Raw genomic sequence first — 19340 nt, forward strand, 5'->3', positions numbered from 1 at the left:
AAGAGGGATCCGGTAGCTTGACCCGCAGCCGTTGGCATATCACCCGCACAGACAACAGCCTGACGCTGTCGCGCCGCCTGCCTGCGCGCTTTGACGTGGCGGCGGAAACGGTGCTGCCCGCCGGCGACCCGCTGCGGCTGGCGCATCAGATCCGTCAGGATATGTGGCGGCGCCTGCAATCCTTGCGCGGCTTCTCCCCGGTGGTGGAAATTGCCGCTGAAGGGCAGGGGTTCAAGGTGCGCGCTGGCGGCCAAGTGACGGGCCGGGTGCCTTCAAATGCCGCCGGGCAGATCGCTGAGGTTCTGGAAAACCCCGCCAGCCGCGCCCGCTGGATCCGCCATGCCGGCCGGGGGCAGGGGAACGCACTGCGTGATTCCCGGGCAGCTGCGAGGGAATCGCACAGATTCGCGGCAAAAATTGACATGAAGAGCAAATCAGCGTCATGATCCGCTCCAGCCGATATCAGACAGCGCGCGCGACTTGCGCAGCGCCTGCAGCTCCGGCCGGAGGAGCCCGGGTAACCGGGGGCCGGGGCTGCGGATATCTGGCGGCCATCCCCTTTGCGCTCTTTGCCCAGGCCGCGCTGGCCGCGGACGCCATCGCCGTGCCTTCGGGCCAGCTGGTGACCCTGGCCGAAGTGCTGCTGGACGAAGCACCCGGCCAGCCGGACCAGACTTGGGCCAGGTTCCGCTTTCTGGCGCCGCAGATCGCCCGCGGCACCGGCACCGTCAGCTATGACACCGCGGCCCCCGACATGGATCACCTGTGCGGCACCCTGGCGCTGCCCTATCTGGCCGAACACGGAATGACGGCCGCGCGGGTGGTGATCTCGCTGTCCGACCGGGAGGTGCCCTTTGGCGCGCAGGATCCGGAAGCGACCCAGTTCTTTGAAGCCTACCGGCCCGACGGCACGGCCTGCATGTGGGAGGCTTTCTGATGCGTCCACAATATCTTGCGGGGCAAAGCTCAGATCGGCGGAAACTTGCGGCATTGCAGCCACAGCGCTGCCAATTGCCGCGATTTGCATGTGACTCGGATGTAAACCCGGCTATCCTCGGCACGGGCAGTTGGTTGACTGCCTTCGCATTGAGGTTGAGGCAGGCGGCGGGCACAGCCCCCGCAGGTTTCACAAATTTTATCAGGAGACAGAAATGTCCAAGAGCATCAAGCTTATCGCCCTCGCCGGCCTGCTGGCCGCTGTTACCGCCTGCGCCCAGCAGGAAGAAGAATTCGTCGTGGTTGAGCCGCAGCCGGTCTCGCAAGAGCCGGAATTCACCGGCAAGTACAACTAATCCCTACAGGGGTCCGGCCCTGCGGCCGGCCCCCGCCGCCCCGTGGGGTGCCGGACCGGAGGCACCCAAATGCTGAAACACCGCGGGTTCCCGGGCCGTATGCCCGGTACTGATTTCCAATTCACCATCCGCCGCCCCAACCCCAAGGGGGCCACGCCGCTGATCCGGCGCGAGCGCTTCCGCGACCGCAAGAACGTCGACAAACGCGTCGACCAGACGTTCATGCAGGCGCTGTGGGAGCAATTCGGCGACCAGCCATTTGAACGCGGCAACCTTGATGCCGGCCGTCTTAGCTGGCTGTTCGGCCGCGAGGTGATCCCGGCCGAAGAACCCTTCGATCCCGAAAGCTATGAGGCACTGCTGGTCATTGACGAAGCCGTGGCCCGTGCCTCTTTCCCGGAGGCGTTCAGCTGATGCGGGCGCCCCGCACGCATAGCACCCCGGGAACCCCGCAAGTTTCCTTGCGGGGCAGGGGACGGTGCTGCGGGGCAGGCCGCCGCTCAGAAGTCCAGCTGCACCGCCAGCTGGACCCGGTCTCCGTCAAAGGTGCTGCCGGAGACAGTGTCGTTGCGCTCGCCAAAGATGTACTCGGCGCTCAGCGTCAGATTGTCGGTCGGGTTGAAGAACGCATTGACGTGAATGGTCTCCAGCTCGGTAAAGGACAGTGTGCCGGTCGAGGTCGGCAGGTCGTAGTCCTCGCGCCCGTAGCCGATGCCGACATTCCATTTCTCGCCGATGTCCTGGCGGAACTCGAGGGTGTAACCCTCCACGTCATTGGCCTGACCGCCAACAATGGCATCGCCAACCCCGATCAGCAGCGGTCCAAGGGCTTCACCGTCGACGTAAGTGGCCTGAAACAGTCCGCCTTCCCAGGGGGTGACCGCGCCGGACAGGGTGACGCCGGTCTGATCCGCTTCAACGCCGCCGCTCTCGATGGTGCCGGTCAGCCCGGCAATCCGCGCGGTGAACAGGTCGTTGCTGTATTGCGCGGCCGCGGTGAACACCGGATCGCTGGACGAGGAGCTGTTTTCCTCCAGCGACAGGCTGTAATCGAAGCCGCCGCCAAAGCTGTTGCTGTAGCGGATCTGCGGCACGCGGGCAAAGGCGATGCCGACAGGGCCGTTGAACTCCACGCTGGCAGGGTACTGGCCCAACGGCATGAAGTTGGTCCAGGTCTGGCCAAAGGTCCAGTGATCGCCGATCTGGATATTGGCGTGGCGCAGCCGCAGTTCGGACCGGCCGCCCGAGGCGAACAGGTCGAATTCCAGCTGCCCGCGCAGGGTGCCGATATCGCTCTCGGTGCTGGTGCGGATGCCCAGGCGCGACTGGCGCACGGTGGCGCCGAACTCGCCGCCGGTGGCGTTTGCCGGCTCACCGATATTGTTCACAAAGGCAGTATCGCCCTGAGTGAAATCAAAGTCGTAATAGAAATCGGCCTTGGCATAGCCGTAGATGTCGACCGCGGTATTGCCCAGCCGGAAATCGCCGGGGGCGCCGGTCACCTGCTGGTTACCGGCCTCCAGGGCCTCGACGCGGTTGCGCAGCTCCTGCAGCTCGGACTGCGTGTCTGCCTGCGCCAGCCCGGCGCTGCCGGCAAGCGCTGCGGCAGCCAGGGCGAAACGCCCCTTTTGCACCTTGATCATGGGGTTATCCCTCCTCCTTGCGTGGTGTCGGGCCACGCTTTCACGGGGTGCAAACAAGGGGAAATGACATCCAAGGGAGTGATCGTGACCGCGGGCGCCGGGAAAAGTGACCAATTCCCACGGCGCGGTCCCGCAGATGTGACCGCATCCGCCAAACCTTTGGCTGCACGGCAAAACCTGGCGCCGCAATTCCCCCGCCGGTCACGCGGGCGCAGCAGCGGCGGCCGGGCTGGCTCTGATCCGCGCCGCCTCCGTAACGGTTATGTGACAGCGCCGCTGCGCAGCCGCGCCAGCAGCCGCCGGGCCAACCGTTATGTCGGCGTGAATCTGCACACGGCCCGCGGGATTCAGCAGGAATCTGCCCAAATCAACGGCCCCGCATTTCCTGTGCTTACAGCGGCCTCCGCGGCGTGCATCGTGAGTTAAGCAGCGCAGCCACGCTGCTGTGCCGAGCATCTGTTCCGGCCCCTTCGCCTGAACGGGCAGGTACGCGACCCCATCCGCGGCCTGCCCGTCTTTTATCCCCTTCAGGCAGCGGCGGAAGCTTGCCATTCGCCCCCCCCGATGCGGCAAGCCTCCGCCCATGTGAAGGGGCGTGTCTCTCCGCCGTTGCACCGGACCGTTCTGCCTGCAAATTCCGCAGGGACACTGACGTCCCCGGAAGAAGGAACATGGACATGCGGGCAAAATCTCTTATCGCAGCGCTCTCGCTGTGCGGCTTGGCGGCAGCATGCGGCGACACCACTGGCGAGCGGGTCGTTTACGGCGCAGGCGCCGGCGCAGCAGGCGCTGCGCTGCTGGACGCCAATCTGGTCACCGGCGCCGCGGTCGGCGTTGCCGCAAACCTCGTTTACTGCGAACAAAACCCCCGCAAATGCTGAGGCTGCCGCCGCAGCTCTGAAAAGCGGCCCCGCCGGGGCTGCACATCCTATCGCGCTGACGCCGTGCCTGGGCTTGCCCCGGGCGCGGCGTTTTGCATTCCGGAATACCAAGAAACAAGGGACTGCCTATGTTTGATAAGATCCTGATCGCCAACCGGGGCGAGATCGCCTGCCGCGTGATCAAAACCGCGCGGAAAATGGGCATCAAGACCGTTGCCATCTACTCCGACGCCGACAAGCAGGCCCTGCATGTGCAGATGGCCGACGAGGCTGTCCACATCGGCCCGCCGCCGGCCAACCAGTCCTATATCGTGATCGACAAGGTGATGGACGCGATCCGCCAGACCGGCGCGCAGGCGGTGCATCCGGGCTATGGCTTCCTGTCCGAAAACTCCAAATTCGCCGAGGCGCTGGAGGCCGAAGGCGTCGCCTTTGTCGGCCCCCCGAAAGGCGCGATCGAGGCGATGGGGGACAAGATCACCTCCAAGAAGATCGCCCAGGAGGCCGGGGTCTCCACCGTGCCCGGCTACATGGGCCTGATTGCCGATGCCGACGAGGCGGTGAAGATTTCGAATGAGATCGGCTACCCGGTGATGATCAAGGCCTCCGCCGGCGGCGGCGGCAAGGGCATGCGGATCGCCTGGAACGACGAAGAAGCCCGCGAAGGCTTCCAGTCCTCCAAGAACGAGGCCGCGAACTCCTTCGGCGACGACCGCATCTTCATCGAGAAGTTCGTGACACAGCCGCGCCACATCGAAATCCAGGTGCTCTGCGACAAGCACGGCAACGGCATCTATCTGGGCGAGCGCGAATGCTCGATCCAGCGCCGCAACCAGAAAGTCGTGGAAGAGGCCCCGTCGCCGTTCCTGGATGAAGAAACCCGCAAAGCCATGGGCGAACAGGCCGTCGCGCTGGCCAAGGCGGTGGGCTATTCCTCCGCAGGCACCGTGGAATTCATCGTCGACGGCGACAAGAATTTCTACTTCCTGGAAATGAACACCCGCCTGCAGGTGGAGCACCCGGTGACGGAACTGATCACCGGCGTCGACCTGGTGGAGCAGATGATCCGCGTCGCCGACGGAGCGGAACTGCCGCTGCGCCAGGAGGACGTGAAACTCACCGGCTGGGCGATTGAAAACCGCCTTTATGCCGAGGACCCCTACCGCGGCTTCCTGCCGTCCATCGGCCGCCTGACCCGCTACCGCCCGCCGCAGGAAACCGCCGCAGGCCCGATGCTGGAAAACGGCAAGTGGCAGGGCGATGCGCCGGCAGGCGAAGCCGCCGTGCGCAACGACACCGGCGTCTATGAGGGCGGCGAGATCTCGATGTACTACGACCCGATGATCGCCAAGCTCTGCACCTGGGCGCCGACCCGCGAGGACGCCATCGGCGCCATGCGCACCGCGCTCGACAGCTTCGAGGTAGAGGGCATCGGCCACAACCTGCCGTTCCTGTCTGCGGTGATGGACCACCCGATCTTCATCGAGGGCTCGATGACCACCGCCTTCATCGAGGAGCAGTATCCCGAGGGCTTCGAGGGGGTCGAACTGCACAGCGACGACCTGCGCAAGATCGCGGCGTCCTGCGCCGCAATGCACCGGGTTGCCGAAATCCGCCGCACCCGCGTGTCCGGCCGGATGGACAACCACGAGCGCAAGGTCGGCACTGATTGGGTCGTCACCCTTCAGGGCCAGTCCTTTAACGTGGTGATCGACGCCGACCGCGAAGGCGCCACCGTCAATTTCGAGGGCGGCGGCAGCTACCGTGTGACCTCGGACTGGACGCCGGGCGACCAGCTGGCCACCCTGCAGGTGAATGGCGAGACTCTGGTGCTGAAGACCGGCAAGGTGACGCAGGGCTTCCGCATCCGCTCCCGCGGCGCCGACCTCAAGGTGCATGTGCGCACCCCGCGCCAGGCCGAGCTGGCCCAGCTGATGCCGGAGAAAGTGGCACCCGATACCTCCAAGATGCTGCTCTGCCCGATGCCCGGCCTGATCGTGAAGGTCGATGTCGAAGTGGGGCAGGAGGTCCAGGAGGGCCAGGCGCTCTGCACCGTCGAGGCGATGAAGATGGAAAACATCCTGCGCGCCGAGCGCAAGGGCGTGGTGTCCAAGATCAACGCCGCCGCGGGCGACAGCCTGGCGGTCGACGATGTGATCATGGAATTCGAATAATGCACCGCGGGGCAGGCATATATGCAGCCGGGCAGGCGGGTTTTCCCGCCGCCGCTGCCGTGCCTGCCCCGCACCGCATGGTGCCATGCACCGAATCTTCAGGAATTTCCGCGACACTCAGGGCGTTTGACGACCTCAAGGTGCCGCATGATCCGTCTTCTGACCTGCCTTTTGACCGCTCTGGCGCTCCTGTCGGCTTGTGCCCTGGACGAGGAGGAGGCGCTGCGCGCCCGGCTCTCCGGCTGGGTGGAGCTGGGGGAGACGTTCTTTTTCCAAAGCTCGATGAGCTGCACCGCTGCGGTGTTTCACACGGCGGAATATCCGCGCATCACCTCTCTGGTGGACCGCGCGCGCTCCCTCAACACCGGCATGAAGATGCTGGAGGCGGGCAAACCGGTGATGTTTGCGGTCTCCGGAAAATCCCCCAACGCCGTGACAGAGGACATCATGTCCCGCGACCTGCCGCAGGGGCTGGGGGTGCTGAATTCGGGGCTGGCAGGGGTCAGCTGCATGACCGATCTGGTCAAGTCAGTCTATTACCAGGCGATCCGCAATCCCGCCTCCAGCCTTGTCTTCGTGCCGGAAACCGGCGCGATGGTGGTGCTGGACAAGCAGGCAATGGCGCTGATCTACGTCCGCGGCAACGGCTAGACGTTCAGCGCAGCCAGGCTCACCCGCCGCGCCGTTCTTCCACTTCGCGCAAGCGCTCCGGGAACTTGTCGATGGTGCGCGACAGCTCACGTACCGTCCAGGGGTGCGGCTTCCGCAGCTTGACGCCGCCGTCCTTGCCCACCAGAACCAGCATGAACCCGCGCGGCCGCAGCTTCTTGCGCAAGGCAGAACGCGCCGCCGGATCGGTATCGGTCAGAACCACCACATCGCGCTCGCGCAGGGCTTCGGCGCCCTGCATCAGCCGCTCGATCTGCTCATGGTACCGGGGGTCCTCGGGGCTGTCGGCAAACACCACCACCGGGCGGTGCGTCCACTGGAATTCCTCCAGGTCCCCATCGTACCCGGGCTGGATCAGTTCAGGCGCGCTGCCATCGGCCGCGACGGCCGCCAGCGGAAGAAAACCTGCCAAAACAACGGATAGGATTGCTTTCATGATCTCTCCTGTTCCGTTGAATATATGTGCGGCGGCGGCAAATGCGACGGAGAAAACCCGCACACGGGCAAAAAATATCATCGTTAACGGGATAATGAGGGGTTGCCGGCCATGATTGTGCAATTCCCCTTGACCGGGCTGCGGCCTGCGGCCCTCCAGCAGAGGTCCCGTAACACGATGAAAGTCATCCTTCATACCGGCGCACACCGCTGCGCGACAACATCCTTTCAGGAATATCTGCGCCAGAACGCCCAGGGGCTGAACAAGCAGGGCGTCAGCTTCTGGGGCCCGTACCGCACACGCAACGGACTGTTTCACGGCATTCAGCCGGGCCCGGTGCCGGTGACGGGCCGCGATCCGGTGCAACGCGCTCAGGGGCGGCTGCAGATGCGGATGGCCGGCTGCCGCGACCGGGGCATCCGCCACCTGCTGGTGAGCGAGGAAAACATGATCGGAGCGGTGCGCCAGAACCTGCGCCTCGGCGACCTCTACAGCGGCGCCGGGGAACGCATGGCGCGGTTCGCCCAGGCTTTCGGCGGCGCGGTGACCGATGTGGCGCTGAGCATCCGCAGCCTCGACAGCTACTGGACCTCGGCGCTGGCTTATGCGGTGGCGCGCGGCCACAAGATGCCGACGGCGAACAGCCTCGACCGGCTGGCCTATTCGCCCCGCAGCTGGCGCGACGTGATCACCGATATTGCCTGCGCGATGCCCGGCGTGCGCCTGCGGGTGCTGCCGTTTGAAACCTTCGGCGCCCGGCCGGAGGCGGCGCTGGAGACCCTCACCGGCATTGAGGCGCCGCGCACCCACGCGCGGGTGCGCCTGAACGCCTCGCTCTGCCTGCAGGACCTGCGCGCCAGCCTGCCGTCCTCCGCAGCAGCCCAGCTGCCGGAAGGGACAGGCCGCTGGCGCCCCTTCGACGGCGCGCAGACCGCATATCTGCGCGAGGCTTATGCCGACGACATGATGTGGCTTGCGGGCGGGGCGGACGGCCTCGCTGCGCTGGCACAGGACCCGGATAAACAGGCGGCGGGCACGAACCCGCCCCGTATCGCACTGACAAGAGGAAGACCTGATGACAAACAAAGACGAATGGCGGGCTCTGGCTGAGAAAGAGCTGCGCGGACGGGCGGTCGATGACCTCAACTGGCAGACGCTGGAAGGCATCGAGGTCAAGCCGCTCTATACCGAAGACGACACCAAGGGCCTGCCGCACATGGGCACGCTCCCCGGATTCGGCCCCTTCACCCGCGGGGTGAAGGCCACGATGTACGCAGGCCGCCCCTGGACCATCCGCCAGTATGCGGGCTTCTCCACCGCCGAGGAATCCAACGCCTTCTACCGCCGCAACCTGGCCGCGGGCCAGCAGGGCGTCTCGGTGGCCTTCGACCTCGCCACCCACCGCGGCTATGACAGCGACCACCCCCGGGTGGTCGGGGACGTGGGCAAGGCAGGCGTCGCCATCGACAGCGTCGAGGACATGAAGATCCTGTTCGACGGTATCCCGCTCGACAAGGTCTCGGTCTCGATGACCATGAACGGCGCGGTGATCCCGGTTCTGGCCTCCTTTATCGTCGCAGGCGAGGAGCAGGGCCACGACAAATCCCTGCTCGCGGGCACCATCCAGAACGACATCCTCAAGGAGTTCATGGTCCGCAACACCTATATCTATCCGCCGAAACCCTCGATGCGGATCATCTCGGACATTATCGAATACACCTCGAACGAGATGCCCAAGTTCAACTCCATCTCGATCTCCGGCTACCACATGCAGGAGGCCGGCGCGAACCTGGTGCAGGAGCTGGCCTATACCATCGCGGACGGGCGCGAATATGTGCGTGCGGCGCTGGATGCCGGCATGGACGTGGACAAGTTCGCAGGGCGCCTGTCGTTCTTCTTTGCGATCGGCATGAACTTCTTCATGGAAATCGCCAAGCTGCGCGCGGCGCGCACCCTGTGGCACCGGGTGATGACCGAATTCGGCGCCAAGTCCGAACGCTCCAAGATGCTGCGCACCCACTGCCAGACCTCCGGCGTCTCGCTGCAGGAGCAGGACCCCTACAACAACGTGATCCGCACCGCCTATGAGGCAATGAGTGCGGTGCTCGGCGGCACCCAAAGCTTGCACACCAACGCGCTGGATGAGGCCATCGCGCTGCCCACCGACTTCTCCGCCCGCATCGCCCGCAACACCCAGCTGGTGCTGCAGGAGGAAACCGGCGTCACCAACGTCGTGGACCCGCTGGCCGGCTCCTACTACATCGAAAGCCTCACCAACGAACTGGTCGAAAAAGCCTGGGCGCTGATGGAAGAGGTCGAGGAGATGGGCGGCATGACCAAGGCGGTCGAGTCCGGCATGCCCAAGCTGCGCATCGAAGAGAGCGCCGCCCGCCGCCAGGCTATGATCGACCGCGGCGAAGAGGTCGTGGTGGGCGTCAACAAGTACCGCAAGGACAAGGAAGACCCGATCGACATTCTGGATGTCGACAACCACGCGGTGCGCGAGGCGCAGATTGCACGTCTGCAAAAGATGCGCGAAACCCGCGACGAGGCCGCCTGCCAGGCCGCCCTCGACGAACTCACCCGCCGCGCCGCATCAGGCGAGGGCAACCTTCTTGAAGCCGCAGTCGAAGCCGCCCGCGCGCGGGCCTCAGTCGGAGAAATTTCCATGGCGATGGAAAAGGAATTCGGCCGCCACCGTGCGGAAGTTAAAACCCTGGCCGGCGTCTATGGCGCGGCTTATGAGGGCGACGAGGGCTTTGCCGCGATCCAGAAGTCGATCGAGGATTTCGCCGAGGAAGAAGGCCGCCGCCCGCGCCTTCTGGTGGTCAAGATGGGCCAGGACGGCCACGACCGCGGCGCCAAGGTGATTGCGACCGCCTTCGCCGACATCGGTTTCGACGTCGACGTGGGCCCGCTGTTCCAGACCCCGGCAGAGGCCGCCCAGGACGCCATCGACAACGACGTCCATGTGATCGGCATCTCCAGCCAGGCCGCGGGCCACAAGACCCTCGCGCCGCAGCTGGTCGAGGCGCTGAAGGCGGAAGGCGCGGAGGACATCATCGTGATCTGCGGCGGTGTGATCCCGCAGCAGGATTACGAGTTCCTGTACAGCAAAGGCGTCAAGGCGATCTTCGGCCCCGGCACCAACATCCCGGAAGCGGCCCAGGACATCCTGCGCCTGATCCGCGAAGCCCGCGCTTAAGCAAACGGCACCTACCGGGCAGGGGAGGCTCTCCCGCACCCGCAGGTGCCTGCCCTTCGGGCAAACCCCTTGACGGCTTTGGGTCCGGCAGCCAGCCTGAAGGCTGGCTGCCGGCATCGCGCGCCGCAAGGCGCGCGATGCCGCGCCCAACGGGCGCGGATGTGCCAAAGGCACAGCCCGGCGCCGGGCGGGAGGCCCTGCTCCCGATAACGTGATACCGCGGGCCGCAGCTTTCTGCCGGCCCCACTGCAGCGCGCCTTGGCAAACCGGCAACACGGTGGTTGAGTGGCGCCATGCTGCGAACCAAACGCCCTCAGATCCTCACTGGCATGGCCCTTGGCGCCCTCTGGGGCGTGCTGGTCACCGGCCTGCCGCAATGGCTGGGCCTGCCGTATATCCCGGCCCCCATCGCCTTGCCCGGCGCCTTCCTCGCGCCCGGCCTGGTGCTGGCGCTGATCATCGGCCGCCTGGCGCAGCGGCGGTTCTTTGATGACGCCGTCATCGACGGCGACCCCTTCGCCCCCGGCTCCGCGGCAGAGATTGACCAGCGGGTGCTGGCCAACACGGTGGAGCAGCTGGTTCTGGCGCTGGCTGTCTGGCCCTTCGCTGCCGTCACCCTGGGCGGCGCTGTGGCGATCGCCCTTGGCCTGTCGTTTGCGCTGATGCGGGTCCTGTTCTGGGCCGGGTATCACCTCTCGCCACCGCTCAGGGGGCTGGGGTTTGCCGGGACGTTCTACCCGACGGTGATTGCGGGTGTCTGGGCGGTGGCGGTTTGGATGTGAAACAATCCCGCCCGCTACGTGCCGGATCACCGGGTGCAAATCCCGTCTTGCACCCCGCCGCGGTCCCGCTAGTCTCTGCCCGCAAACCGGGGAGAGCGCATATGATACTCGATCATTTGGCCGTGGCGGGCGAAACGCTGGCGGAGGCCGCGGCGCATGTGGAGGAAGCTCTGGGCGTCGCGCTTGGCCCCGGCGGCAGCCATCTCCGCTATGGCACCCATAACCGGCTGATCGGGCTGGAGGACGGGCTGTATCTGGAGGCCATTGCCATCGACCCGGAGGCCCAGCCGCAGGAGCGGCCGCGCTGGTTCAACCTCGACCGCCTCAACGGCCCCGCCAGGCTCAGCAACTGGATCCTGCGGGCCGAAGACCTCGAGACGGAGAAATCCTTGCTGCCGCCCCATGCGCAGCGCCATGTGGCGATGCAGCGCGGGGATCTGCGCTGGCTGATGACGGTGCCCGCGGACGGGCTTTTGCCCTATGACAACCTGTTCCCCGCGGTCCTGCAATGGCAGGCAGAGCCGCCCGCGGGCAAACTGCCGCAATCGGGCTGCCGCCTTACCCGGCTCATCCTCAGCCACCCGGAGGCCGCAGATTTGCGGGCGGCGCTGAACCGGATTCTTGACGACCCGCGCGTCAAGGTAGAGCAGGGCGCGCCCGCAATGATGGCGGAGTTCGAGACCCCGCATGGAAAAAGGCAGCTCAGATGATCATCCGCCCCGCAACCGCCGCTGACGCCGAAGCCGTCTGCACCATCGCCAACTGGGTGATCCGCGACACGCTGGCCACCTTCAACACCATCGAGAAGACCCCGGACCAGGTGCGCCAGCAGATCGCCGCCGCCAGCGGCAGCTACCTGGTGGCGGAGCAGGACGGAGAGATCCTCGGCCACGCGCATTTCTTCCCGTTCCGCTCCGGCCCCGGCTACCGCTTCACGGCGGAGCATACCGTTCACCTGCTGCCGTCCGCGCAGGGTAAGGGGGCAGGCCGGGCGCTGATGCAGGCGCTGGAGGCCAAGGCCAGGGAGGCGGGCCTGCACGTTCTGATCGCCAGCGTCAGCAGCGCCAACCCCGCAGCCATCGCCTTTCATGCCGCCTTGGGGTATGCGGAAACCGCCCGGATGCCGGAGCTCGGCTGCAAGAACGGCCTCTGGCTGGACACTGTTTTTATGCAGAAAATCCTGACGCCGGGCATTCCCGCCCCTGACAGTGCTGCTAAACCCGGATAGGCTGAGCCCCATGTCACTTTGGACCCGCATATCCGACGCGCTGGCCGCGCTTGCCGCAGGCGAAGGCCTGGCGGAGGTGTTCGACCGCCTGCGCGCGCCGCCCGAACGCACAGTGGCCTTTGCCATTGCCGTCATCGCGCTTGGCGCCAAGATGGCCAAGGCGGACGGGCAGGTCACGCGCGACGAGGTCACCGCCTTCCGCGAGGTGTTCCAGATCGCCCAGGATGATGAGACCGGCGCCGCGCGGGTCTTTAACATGGCCCGCACCGACGTGGCCGGCTACCAGGAATATGCCCGCCGCATCCAGAAGATGTTCGCCGACGATCCGACCACCCTGTGCGACCTGATGGAGGGGCTGTTTCACATTGCCATGGCGGACGGTTTCTATCACCCCGGCGAGAACGAATTCCTGGAAGAGGTGAGCCGCATCTTCGGCCAGAGTCCGCAGCAGTTCCAGGCGCTGCGGGCGCGGTTCGTGCCGGATGCGCCCAAGGACCCCTATACGGTGCTGGGGGTCTCCCCGGAGATGAGCAAGGAAGACATCCGCAAGCACTGGCGCAAGCTGGTGCGCGACACCCACCCGGACGCGATGATCGCCCGCGGGGTGCCGGAGGAGGCTGTGCGGCTGGCGGAAAAGCGGATGATCGACATCAACCGCGCCTGGGATGAGATCAGCGGGTGCGGCGGCAATGCGGCTGGCCACGTATAATATCGAGTGGTTCGCCTACCTGTTCGACAAGAACGACCGGTTGATGCTGGACGGCAAGCCGTCCGGTGTCCACGGGGTTGACCGCTACACCCAGGGCCGGGCGATTGCTCATGTGCTGCGCCGGCTGGACGCCGATGCCGTCATGGTGATCGAGGCGCCCAACACGGGCCGTACCCAACGGACCACCCGCGCGCTGGAGGCCTTTGCCGCAGAGGCGGGCCTGCGCGCGCGCGAGGCGGTCAGCGGCTTTGCCAACGACACCCACCAGGAAATCGCGCTGCTCTATGACCCGGACATGCTGGACGCGGTACATGACGCCCGCGCCAGTGCGGCAGCGCCGCAGTTCAACGGCGTGTTCGAGATCGACCTCGACGTGGATGACCAGCGGGACACGGTTGCGTTCTCAAAACCGCCGCTGGAGCTGGCTGTCACCACCCGTGGCGGCACCGCGCTGCGGATGATCGGGGCGCATCTGAAGTCCAAGGCGCCGCATGGGGCCAACGGGCCGGAGGAGATCACCGCGCTGTCCATCGCCAACCAGCGCAAGCAGCTGGCGCAGGCGAACTGGCTGCACCGGCGGGTGGCGGAGCATGTGGCCGCGGGCGAGCACGTGATCGTTCTGGGCGACCTCAACGACGGCCCCGGCGCTGACGACTATGAAAAGCACTTCGGCCAGTCCTCGATCGAGATCGTCCTGGGCGATCTGCTGAACGACCCCAACGCGCAATCCCTGCTGCAGCCGCGCGCCACCTCGCTGCCCAGCACCTCGCGGTTTTACAACCCTGACACCAAACGCTATTTCCCGGCGCTGCTGGACTATGTGATGATCTCGCACAGCCTGATGAGGTTTAGCCCGCAGTGGCGGATCTGGCACCCGTTCGACGATGCGGAATGCTACGCCGACGAGGACCTGCGCGACGCGCTGCTCAAGGCTTCCGACCACTTCCCGGTGACGCTGGATATCGCGCTGGAGTGATGGCGGGGACCCGGGCGGGCCATAATCCCCGGCCATGCCGCCGCCAAAAAATACTTATTCAGCGATGGTTGTCGTGACGATCACTTCAGCCGCCGCAACGTCTCCGATACGATCCCAGGCTTCTTCAGGAACATCCAAGTCTGCGGCCTTCTCCACAAAATCTGCATCTTCTGACGCAAAAAGCCGTTCCCTGTACTGGGTGAGGCTCTCTTCAGGCTGGTCGAGTTTTTCCCATAGCGACCAGATTTCTTTTTTAACGTCTGCCAGCAGTCCAGGCTCTTCGCCCGAAATATAGCTTTCGATCAGCGCTTCCAGTTCCGCCCAGGTCTCCAGATTATTCTGAGCCAGCGCATAATAGTCCATCAGGGCGCGGCGGCTGATAAAGGCGGACTGCACAGCGATAGTGCCTTCCGGGCGCAGATGGGCGATGACGGATGTTGTGCTGGTGCTCGCATCCACATCGCCAGTAACTTCCACCGGCAGCCCTCTGGGTGTCAGCTTGGCGCTGGCCTCAATCCCGGCTGCAATGTCGCTGTCGACTGCCTGCTGCGTGATCAGTTTGCCGGTGAAGACGGACGACACCAGCAGTCCGGGGCCCATCGGAATACTGGCAGGCGGAAAAAGCGCCTCGCAGTCAGGACTGTCCCCTGTAGGGGACACCAATTCGATTGCACCGGCCATCGGGTAAGCCAGGGACGTTCTCACCAGTACCGACTGGACGCTTCTGCGAACATTCCTGTTGAACTGAGCCTCGGCGGAAGCGGGGATGCCGTAAACGCTTGCGCTTCCCCCAAGACCCAAGGCAACCGCCGATTTCCGCGACAGCGAAACGGATACGGATTCCGTTGTGGTGTCTTCTTCAATCTCAAGTCCCGGGTAGCATTTGGCGCTTTCAAACAGCCGCTGTTCATCCTGGATGCGGATGACTTCACCAACTTCCACATCGTACCGGAGGTGCAGAGGCATGGCCTTGAAATGCGAAAAAGCCGTGCGCGCGAAGGACGCCCGAAGCTTTGTCAGTGCCTCGGCTAGTTCACTTGCTTGAACCGCAGCAGGGGAAACGGCGAGGACCAAAGTTAATAGGGAAACCCAAAGGGAGCGCATGAAGTGGTCTCCTTGTACAAATTAACATACCAGATCAGAATACACTAATTTGTTGTGGCTTAATATCTATAAGGTTGTGCCAGCGGCAAAGTGCTCTGAGTGTCTACGGGCCGAAGACACACCCGGCCCGGCACCATTTTCCACCCCCTCTGTTCGCGCAGCGCGGGTGCCCCTATATTAGCCCCATGAAACAGATCCTTCTGCCCGCCGCCCTGATTGCCCTCATCTCCAGCCCGCTTGCCGCCCAGGAGGCGGAAGGGGAGGACAGCGGCCCCTCGCTGATGGAGCGCGGGGCGGAGCTGTTCTGGGAGGGCCTGCGCCAGGAGATGGCGCCGGCACTGGAAGACCTGCAGGGCATGATGGAGGAGATCGGCCCGGCGATGGGCGCGTTCCTGGCTGAAATGGGCCCCGCGCTGGCGGAAATCGCCAAGGAGGTGGAGGATTGGAGCGTCTATGAGATGCCCGAGATCCTGCCCAACGGCGATATCATCATCCGCAAAAAGCCCAAGGACAACGCGCCCGCCGACAAGGAAACCGCCGAAGAGGAAGGCGTGACCGAGATCTGACGCCCTCCGCCTGGGTTATTCCGTCTCCGGCGGCGGGGCGGGCTTGCTGAATTTCAGGTCAATCTCCGCCTCCAGCGCCTTACCCAGCGATTGCAGCCGGGCCTCGGCGACCTCTCCGTAAAGCGGCCGCGCCGCATCCGGCAGCTCCACATGCAGCACCCGCTTGCGCGGCTGCCAGCGCAAGGAACCGATGTTGCCGTTGCCGGTGACCATCAGCATGGCCCCGAAGCGCATCGCCTTGCCCAGGACTTCGGCCTCGTGCTGCCCCTTCTCGTCCAGCAGGTGATAGAGGTATTCGAAACTGCTGCCGCGCCGCTTGTTGCTGTAGCGGTGCAGCAGCGCCAGCCCCAGGAACACCCGCTCCGAATGCTTGAGCCCGCCCAGGTTGGCGCGGGTGGCGTTGTCGAAACAGACCTCGGCGCGGTAGTCGGGATGGGCGCGCCAGCTGACGTCATGCAGCAGGCAGGCCGCCTTGACCAGCCGCCGCTTGCTGTGCCGGGCATTGGCGAACAGGGGGCTCACGAAATCATAAAGCGTCTTGCCGAAGCCGGGGACGCGGGCGTCCTTCATCTCAGCAAAGCGCGACGCCTCGACCAGCGGATCGCGGGCGCGCAGCCGCTGCGGCATCTGTTCGTACAGCAAACCCTCACGGATGCCATAGCTGGACACCGCGATGTCCTTGGGCTTGAAGGTTTTGATCAGCCGGGTCAGCACGTCGATGGCGTAAGGCACCAGCGACATCCGGCTGGAGGAGACCCCGCAGGCGTCGCGCAGCTTGTCCAGGTCACGGGTTTCGATATAGCGCGCGGTCTCGCGCACGTCCTTGGCCGACATCCGGTATTCATGCAGCACCTTCAGCGGATAGCCGCGCCGGTGCATGTCGATACGGGCAATGGCGCGCCAGCTGCCGCCGACCAGGAACAGCCGGTCGCGCTGGGTGCCCATCTCTTCCTTCAGCTGCTCGATAACAGTCTTGATGTATTCCTTGCGGCCCTTGCGCCCGCCCTTGACGTCGCGCAGCTTGAGCGGCCCCAGCGGCGAGGTCACCCGGCGGCCCACGGTGTTTTCCTGGATCTCCGCCAGCTCCATCGAGGAGCCGCCGATATCGCAGACCAGCCCATAGGCGCCGGGCCAGCCCAAGAGCACGCCCTGCGCCGACAGCCGCGCCTCTTCGCGCCCGTCAATGACGTGGATCTTGAGGCCGGTCTGGCGCAGCACTTCCTCGCAGAATTCCGGCCCGTCCTCGGCATCGCGCACCGCGGCGGTCGCCACGGCGGACAAGGGCGGCAGACCCATGCCCTTGGCCAGGTACTGGAACCGGTGCAGCGCCGACAGGGCGCGCGCGCGGCCCTCGGGGTTCAGGCGGCCCGATTCCGACAGGCCCGCGCCAAGCGCGCACATGATTTTTTCGTTGTAGAAATAGGCGGGGCTGCGGGCGGCGCCGTCGAACACCACCAGGCGGACCGAGTTGGAGCCCACATCGACAACCCCCACCCGGGACAGCGCCCGGGCACCGGGGTCGTGAAAGATCGGACGCCCGAAGGGGCCCCAATCGGTACTGGCGTCGGCGGGGTCCTGGGTCACGTTCATGAGGGCTCCGTCTTGCAATCCGCGGTCAGGATGGTGCAAGGGCGGGCAGGGGTCAACCGCTTGCGGATGCGTCATTTTCCGTTGCCTCTTCGCGGATCTCCGACAGCGCCCGCACCGCCAGGGGGCGGGACAGGCTGCGTTTTTCGGCCAGCGACAGGTGGTCCAGCCGCCGCACGATCTGCGCCGCCGCAGCAAAGGAGCGGTTCATATGCGCCACCAGATAGGGAATCACATCCGGTTTGGGGGTGATCTGGCGGTCGTTGAACAGCTTGGCCAGCACCACCGCCAGCAGCTGGTCGTCCGGCGGCTGAAGCTCAGCATGGGTGGCGGCTTGCACCCGGCTTTGCAGGTCGGGCAGGGTCAGCCCCCACAGGTTCGGCGCGCCCTGGCCGGTCATCACCAGCGAATGCCCCTGCGCCAGCACCAGGTTGTGCAGGTGGAACAGGGCGTTCTGCCGTTCTGCATCGCCGGCGATCTGCGGCACGTCCTCCACCGCGATGGGGCCGTGCGCCAGCTCCGGCACCGCCTCGGCTGTCAGCTTGGCCGCGGGGATGATGCGGGCGCCGGTCTGGCTGGCCCAAACATGCGCCAGATGGGTCTTGCCAGAGCCCTTGGGCCCGGTCAGCACCAGCTTGCCGCTGGGCCAGGCAAAGCCGGGGTCCAGAAGTGCCACCGCCATCGCGTTGGAGGGCGCCACAAAGAAATCATCCCGCCCCAGCGCAGGTTTCGCCGGGAGATCAAAGCTCAGCTGCTGTGCCATCTGGTTTATTCCGATCCCGCGTCCCGGTGGCCTTGGCCCTGATACAGGCGGCTGTCCAGGTACCGCTCCGTCACAAAGCGGGCGACGACCCCCAGCGCGGCGGCGACGGGCACCGCGACCAGCATCCCGACAAAGCCGAACAGGGCGCCGAAGACCGACAGCGCCAGCAGGAGCCAAACCGGGTGCAGCCCGACCGAGTTGCCCACCAGCTTGGGTGTCAGGAAGTTGCCTTCGACTACCTGGCCGATGGCAAAGATCAGCGCCACCAGCCCGATCGAAACCCAATCACCCCAGAACTGGAACAGCGCGAGCCCGATCGCCAGCGCGCCGCCAATGAGTGCGCCAAGATAGGGGATGAAGGTGATCAGCCCGGCGATGAAGCCGACGGCGAGGCCGAAGTTCAGCCCCACCAGCATCAGCGCGACGGCATAGTAGGTGCCAAGGATCAGGCAGACGGTGCCCATGCCGCGGATAAAGGACGCCAGCGCCGCGTCGATTTCACTGGCCAAACGGCGGATCACCGGCTGGTGGTCGCGCGGCAAGAGCTCGTCAATGCGGGCAACCATCCGGTCCCAGTCGAGCAGCAGATAGACCGCCACCACCGGCACGATCACCAGCAGGATCACGATGTTAAAGAAGGAAGCCGCGCCGCCCAGCACCGATTGCACCACTTCCATAGCCCGCGACTGCAGCGTCTGCACAAAGGAGGTCACCGCCTGGTGAATGCGGCTGTTTTCCTCGAACAGGGAGGGGAAATGCTCGGCGGCAAAGGCGCGGGCATCGCGCAGCAGCTGCGGCAGCACCTGCGCCAGGTCGATCATCTGCGAAATCAGTGTCGGCAGCACCAGCACCAGCAGCAAGAGGAAGATCAGCAGCGCGCCCACGGTGATAGTGGCGGTGGCGCCGGTACGGCTCATGCCCCAGGCCTCCAGCCGGTCGGCAAGCGGGTCGATCAGATAAGCGATGGCGGCGCCCAGCACGAAGGGCATCAGCACGTTGCCAAGCGCCCACATGACGACCGCAAAGGCAATGGCGGCGATGCCCCAGTATCTGAACTGCTGTTTTGCTGAAAGCGCCATGGTCCGCGTGCCGTCCTTGGTCCGTTGCATCAGGATCTTTGCGCCAGTCTTTCCTGAAGGGGCAGGGGCTTGCAAGGGGCGCGGGCGATTCCCCTGTGGGCAAGGCGGGGATAAGGCGGAAAAGGCCGGGGGCAAGTTAAGGAAATGTTCTCCTTCTGGAGCGGGGCGCCGCCTGGGCCGAGGATCTGCCTGTTGATCCGGTACGATCAGCAGCAAAGCACATAGGGCAGCGCCCGAGCCTCGGGG

At 65.3% G+C, this 19340-nt stretch carries 21 protein-coding genes; 15 read left to right on the forward strand and 6 right to left on the reverse strand.

Annotated features, from left to right (window positions below; translation table 11 throughout):
• Nucleotides 1-17: 17 nt before the first annotated feature.
• The 4 genes from ACXAED_RS14900 (at nucleotide 18) to ACXAED_RS14915 (ending at nucleotide 1706) form a co-directional block, all read left to right on the forward strand.
• A complete protein-coding gene (locus ACXAED_RS14900; RefSeq protein ID WP_475051022.1) occupies nucleotides 18-446 on the forward strand; it encodes a hypothetical protein in 429 nt (142 codons plus the stop codon).
• Nucleotides 443-937, forward strand: a complete 495-nt coding sequence (locus ACXAED_RS14905) for a DUF6497 family protein (RefSeq protein WP_475051023.1) — start codon at nucleotides 443-445, stop codon at nucleotides 935-937. Before ACXAED_RS14900 ends, ACXAED_RS14905 begins: the two co-directional genes overlap by 4 nt.
• 214 nt (nucleotides 938-1151) lie before the next feature.
• Entirely contained in the window at nucleotides 1152-1292 is a 141-nt protein-coding gene (locus ACXAED_RS14910; protein ID WP_008556504.1) for a hypothetical protein, read from the forward strand.
• A 69-nt stretch (nucleotides 1293-1361) separates the two neighbouring features.
• Nucleotides 1362-1706 (forward strand): hypothetical protein, encoded by a 345-nt coding sequence (locus tag ACXAED_RS14915; RefSeq protein ID WP_475051025.1) that lies wholly within the window; start codon nucleotides 1362-1364, stop codon nucleotides 1704-1706.
• Nucleotides 1707-1792: 86 nt separating this feature from the next.
• On the opposite strand, the gene ACXAED_RS14920 is transcribed toward ACXAED_RS14915, so the two are convergent.
• Entirely contained in the window at nucleotides 1793-2935 is a 1143-nt protein-coding gene (locus tag ACXAED_RS14920) for a DcaP family trimeric outer membrane transporter (protein ID WP_475051027.1), read from the reverse strand.
• A 677-nt stretch (nucleotides 2936-3612) separates the two neighbouring features.
• On the opposite strand from ACXAED_RS14920, the gene ACXAED_RS14925 reads away from it, so the two are divergent.
• The 3 genes from ACXAED_RS14925 to ACXAED_RS14935 all read left to right on the forward strand — a co-directional run bounded on the left by ACXAED_RS14925 (nucleotide 3613) and on the right by ACXAED_RS14935 (nucleotide 6641).
• Nucleotides 3613-3816, forward strand: coding sequence for a hypothetical protein (locus tag ACXAED_RS14925; RefSeq protein WP_008555836.1), 204 nt, complete (start codon nucleotides 3613-3615; stop codon nucleotides 3814-3816).
• 128 nt (nucleotides 3817-3944) lie between these two features.
• Nucleotides 3945-5990, forward strand: a complete 2046-nt coding sequence (locus ACXAED_RS14930) for an acetyl-CoA carboxylase biotin carboxylase subunit (RefSeq protein WP_475051029.1) — start codon at nucleotides 3945-3947, stop codon at nucleotides 5988-5990.
• A gap of 147 nt (nucleotides 5991-6137) precedes the next feature.
• Entirely contained in the window at nucleotides 6138-6641 is a 504-nt protein-coding gene (locus ACXAED_RS14935) for a hypothetical protein (RefSeq protein WP_475051031.1), read from the forward strand.
• Between the two features lie 19 nt (nucleotides 6642-6660).
• On the opposite strand, the gene ACXAED_RS14940 is transcribed toward ACXAED_RS14935, so the two are convergent.
• Nucleotides 6661-7095, reverse strand: a complete 435-nt coding sequence (locus ACXAED_RS14940; RefSeq protein ID WP_475051032.1) for a DUF4174 domain-containing protein — start codon at nucleotides 7093-7095, stop codon at nucleotides 6661-6663.
• Nucleotides 7096-7272: 177 nt separating this feature from the next.
• On the opposite strand from ACXAED_RS14940, the gene ACXAED_RS14945 reads away from it, so the two are divergent.
• The 7 genes from ACXAED_RS14945 to ACXAED_RS14975 all read left to right on the forward strand — a co-directional run bounded on the left by ACXAED_RS14945 (nucleotide 7273) and on the right by ACXAED_RS14975 (nucleotide 13995).
• Complete coding sequence (locus ACXAED_RS14945; RefSeq protein ID WP_475051033.1) at nucleotides 7273-8205, forward strand: hypothetical protein; 933 nt, start codon at nucleotides 7273-7275, stop codon at nucleotides 8203-8205.
• Entirely contained in the window at nucleotides 8171-10300 is a 2130-nt protein-coding gene (gene scpA, locus ACXAED_RS14950) for a methylmalonyl-CoA mutase (RefSeq protein ID WP_475051035.1), read from the forward strand. The genes ACXAED_RS14945 and scpA overlap by 35 nt, the downstream gene beginning before the upstream one ends.
• Before the next feature lie 293 nt (nucleotides 10301-10593).
• Nucleotides 10594-11082 carry an MAPEG family protein gene (locus ACXAED_RS14955; protein ID WP_475051036.1) on the forward strand — a complete coding sequence of 163 codons (489 nt, stop codon included), beginning with the start codon at nucleotides 10594-10596 and terminating at the stop codon, nucleotides 11080-11082.
• A 101-nt stretch (nucleotides 11083-11183) separates the two neighbouring features.
• The gene (locus ACXAED_RS14960; RefSeq protein ID WP_475051038.1) at nucleotides 11184-11792 is read left to right on the forward strand and encodes a VOC family protein; all 609 of its coding nucleotides are present in this window, start codon (nucleotides 11184-11186) and stop codon (nucleotides 11790-11792) included.
• The gene (locus tag ACXAED_RS14965) at nucleotides 11789-12310 is read left to right on the forward strand and encodes an N-acetyltransferase family protein (protein ID WP_475051040.1); all 522 of its coding nucleotides are present in this window, start codon (nucleotides 11789-11791) and stop codon (nucleotides 12308-12310) included. Before ACXAED_RS14960 ends, ACXAED_RS14965 begins: the two co-directional genes overlap by 4 nt.
• Before the next feature lie 10 nt (nucleotides 12311-12320).
• A complete protein-coding gene (locus ACXAED_RS14970; RefSeq protein WP_475051042.1) occupies nucleotides 12321-13019 on the forward strand; it encodes a TerB family tellurite resistance protein in 699 nt (232 codons plus the stop codon).
• Complete coding sequence (locus ACXAED_RS14975; protein ID WP_475051043.1) at nucleotides 13000-13995, forward strand: endonuclease/exonuclease/phosphatase family protein; 996 nt, start codon at nucleotides 13000-13002, stop codon at nucleotides 13993-13995. The genes ACXAED_RS14970 and ACXAED_RS14975 overlap by 20 nt, the downstream gene beginning before the upstream one ends.
• A 54-nt stretch (nucleotides 13996-14049) precedes the next feature.
• Here the strand turns inward: ACXAED_RS14975 and ACXAED_RS14980 are convergent, their stop codons facing one another.
• Nucleotides 14050-15099: a hypothetical protein gene (locus tag ACXAED_RS14980; RefSeq protein ID WP_475051045.1), complete on the reverse strand. Its 1050-nt coding sequence runs from the start codon at nucleotides 15097-15099 to the stop codon at nucleotides 14050-14052.
• A gap of 185 nt (nucleotides 15100-15284) precedes the next feature.
• Between ACXAED_RS14980 and ACXAED_RS14985 the strand changes: the two genes are divergently transcribed.
• On the forward strand, nucleotides 15285-15665 hold the full coding sequence (locus ACXAED_RS14985) for a hypothetical protein (protein ID WP_141890694.1): 381 nt from the start codon (nucleotides 15285-15287) through the stop codon (nucleotides 15663-15665).
• A gap of 15 nt (nucleotides 15666-15680) precedes the next feature.
• Here ACXAED_RS14985 and ACXAED_RS14990 read toward each other — a convergent pair whose 3' ends face one another.
• From ACXAED_RS14990 to ACXAED_RS15000, 3 genes are read right to left on the reverse strand one after another with little or no spacing between them, the layout of a single operon-like run.
• Nucleotides 15681-17255, reverse strand: a complete 1575-nt coding sequence (locus tag ACXAED_RS14990; protein ID WP_475051047.1) for a Ppx/GppA family phosphatase — start codon at nucleotides 17253-17255, stop codon at nucleotides 15681-15683.
• A 52-nt stretch (nucleotides 17256-17307) separates the two neighbouring features.
• Complete coding sequence (locus ACXAED_RS14995; protein WP_421053891.1) at nucleotides 17308-18015, reverse strand: HdaA/DnaA family protein; 708 nt, start codon at nucleotides 18013-18015, stop codon at nucleotides 17308-17310.
• 5 nt (nucleotides 18016-18020) lie between these two features.
• A complete protein-coding gene (locus tag ACXAED_RS15000; protein ID WP_475053124.1) occupies nucleotides 18021-19094 on the reverse strand; it encodes an AI-2E family transporter in 1074 nt (357 codons plus the stop codon).
• Nucleotides 19095-19340 lie beyond the last annotated feature (246 nt).

The organism is Leisingera sp. ABM4_103 (genome assembly GCF_056158685.1).

What these genes read in the sequence shown, in the direction of transcription:
- ACXAED_RS14905 (WP_475051023.1), top strand. Translation starts at nt 443, where the DNA reads ATGATCCGCTCCAGCCGATATCAGACAGCGCGCGCGACTTGCGCAGCG.
- ACXAED_RS14910 (WP_008556504.1), top strand. Translation starts at nt 1,152, where the DNA reads ATGTCCAAGAGCATCAAGCTTATCGCCCTCGCCGGCCTGCTGGCCGCT.
- ACXAED_RS14915 (WP_475051025.1), top strand. Translation starts at nt 1,362, where the DNA reads ATGCTGAAACACCGCGGGTTCCCGGGCCGTATGCCCGGTACTGATTTC.
- ACXAED_RS14920 (WP_475051027.1), bottom strand. Translation starts at nt 2,935, where the DNA reads ATGATCAAGGTGCAAAAGGGGCGTTTCGCCCTGGCTGCCGCAGCGCTT.
- ACXAED_RS14925 (WP_008555836.1), top strand. Translation starts at nt 3,613, where the DNA reads ATGCGGGCAAAATCTCTTATCGCAGCGCTCTCGCTGTGCGGCTTGGCG.
- ACXAED_RS14930 (WP_475051029.1), top strand. Translation starts at nt 3,945, where the DNA reads ATGTTTGATAAGATCCTGATCGCCAACCGGGGCGAGATCGCCTGCCGC.
- ACXAED_RS14935 (WP_475051031.1), top strand. Translation starts at nt 6,138, where the DNA reads ATGATCCGTCTTCTGACCTGCCTTTTGACCGCTCTGGCGCTCCTGTCG.
- ACXAED_RS14940 (WP_475051032.1), bottom strand. Translation starts at nt 7,095, where the DNA reads ATGAAAGCAATCCTATCCGTTGTTTTGGCAGGTTTTCTTCCGCTGGCG.
- ACXAED_RS14945 (WP_475051033.1), top strand. Translation starts at nt 7,273, where the DNA reads ATGAAAGTCATCCTTCATACCGGCGCACACCGCTGCGCGACAACATCC.
- scpA (WP_475051035.1), top strand. Translation starts at nt 8,171, where the DNA reads ATGACAAACAAAGACGAATGGCGGGCTCTGGCTGAGAAAGAGCTGCGC.
- ACXAED_RS14955 (WP_475051036.1), top strand. Translation starts at nt 10,594, where the DNA reads ATGCTGCGAACCAAACGCCCTCAGATCCTCACTGGCATGGCCCTTGGC.
- ACXAED_RS14960 (WP_475051038.1), top strand. Translation starts at nt 11,184, where the DNA reads ATGATACTCGATCATTTGGCCGTGGCGGGCGAAACGCTGGCGGAGGCC.
- ACXAED_RS14965 (WP_475051040.1), top strand. Translation starts at nt 11,789, where the DNA reads ATGATCATCCGCCCCGCAACCGCCGCTGACGCCGAAGCCGTCTGCACC.
- ACXAED_RS14970 (WP_475051042.1), top strand. Translation starts at nt 12,321, where the DNA reads ATGTCACTTTGGACCCGCATATCCGACGCGCTGGCCGCGCTTGCCGCA.
- ACXAED_RS14975 (WP_475051043.1), top strand. Translation starts at nt 13,000, where the DNA reads ATGCGGCTGGCCACGTATAATATCGAGTGGTTCGCCTACCTGTTCGAC.
- ACXAED_RS14980 (WP_475051045.1), bottom strand. Translation starts at nt 15,099, where the DNA reads ATGCGCTCCCTTTGGGTTTCCCTATTAACTTTGGTCCTCGCCGTTTCC.
- ACXAED_RS14985 (WP_141890694.1), top strand. Translation starts at nt 15,285, where the DNA reads ATGAAACAGATCCTTCTGCCCGCCGCCCTGATTGCCCTCATCTCCAGC.
- ACXAED_RS14990 (WP_475051047.1), bottom strand. Translation starts at nt 17,255, where the DNA reads ATGAACGTGACCCAGGACCCCGCCGACGCCAGTACCGATTGGGGCCCC.
- ACXAED_RS14995 (WP_421053891.1), bottom strand. Translation starts at nt 18,015, where the DNA reads ATGGCACAGCAGCTGAGCTTTGATCTCCCGGCGAAACCTGCGCTGGGG.
- ACXAED_RS15000 (WP_475053124.1), bottom strand. Translation starts at nt 19,094, where the DNA reads ATGGCGCTTTCAGCAAAACAGCAGTTCAGATACTGGGGCATCGCCGCC.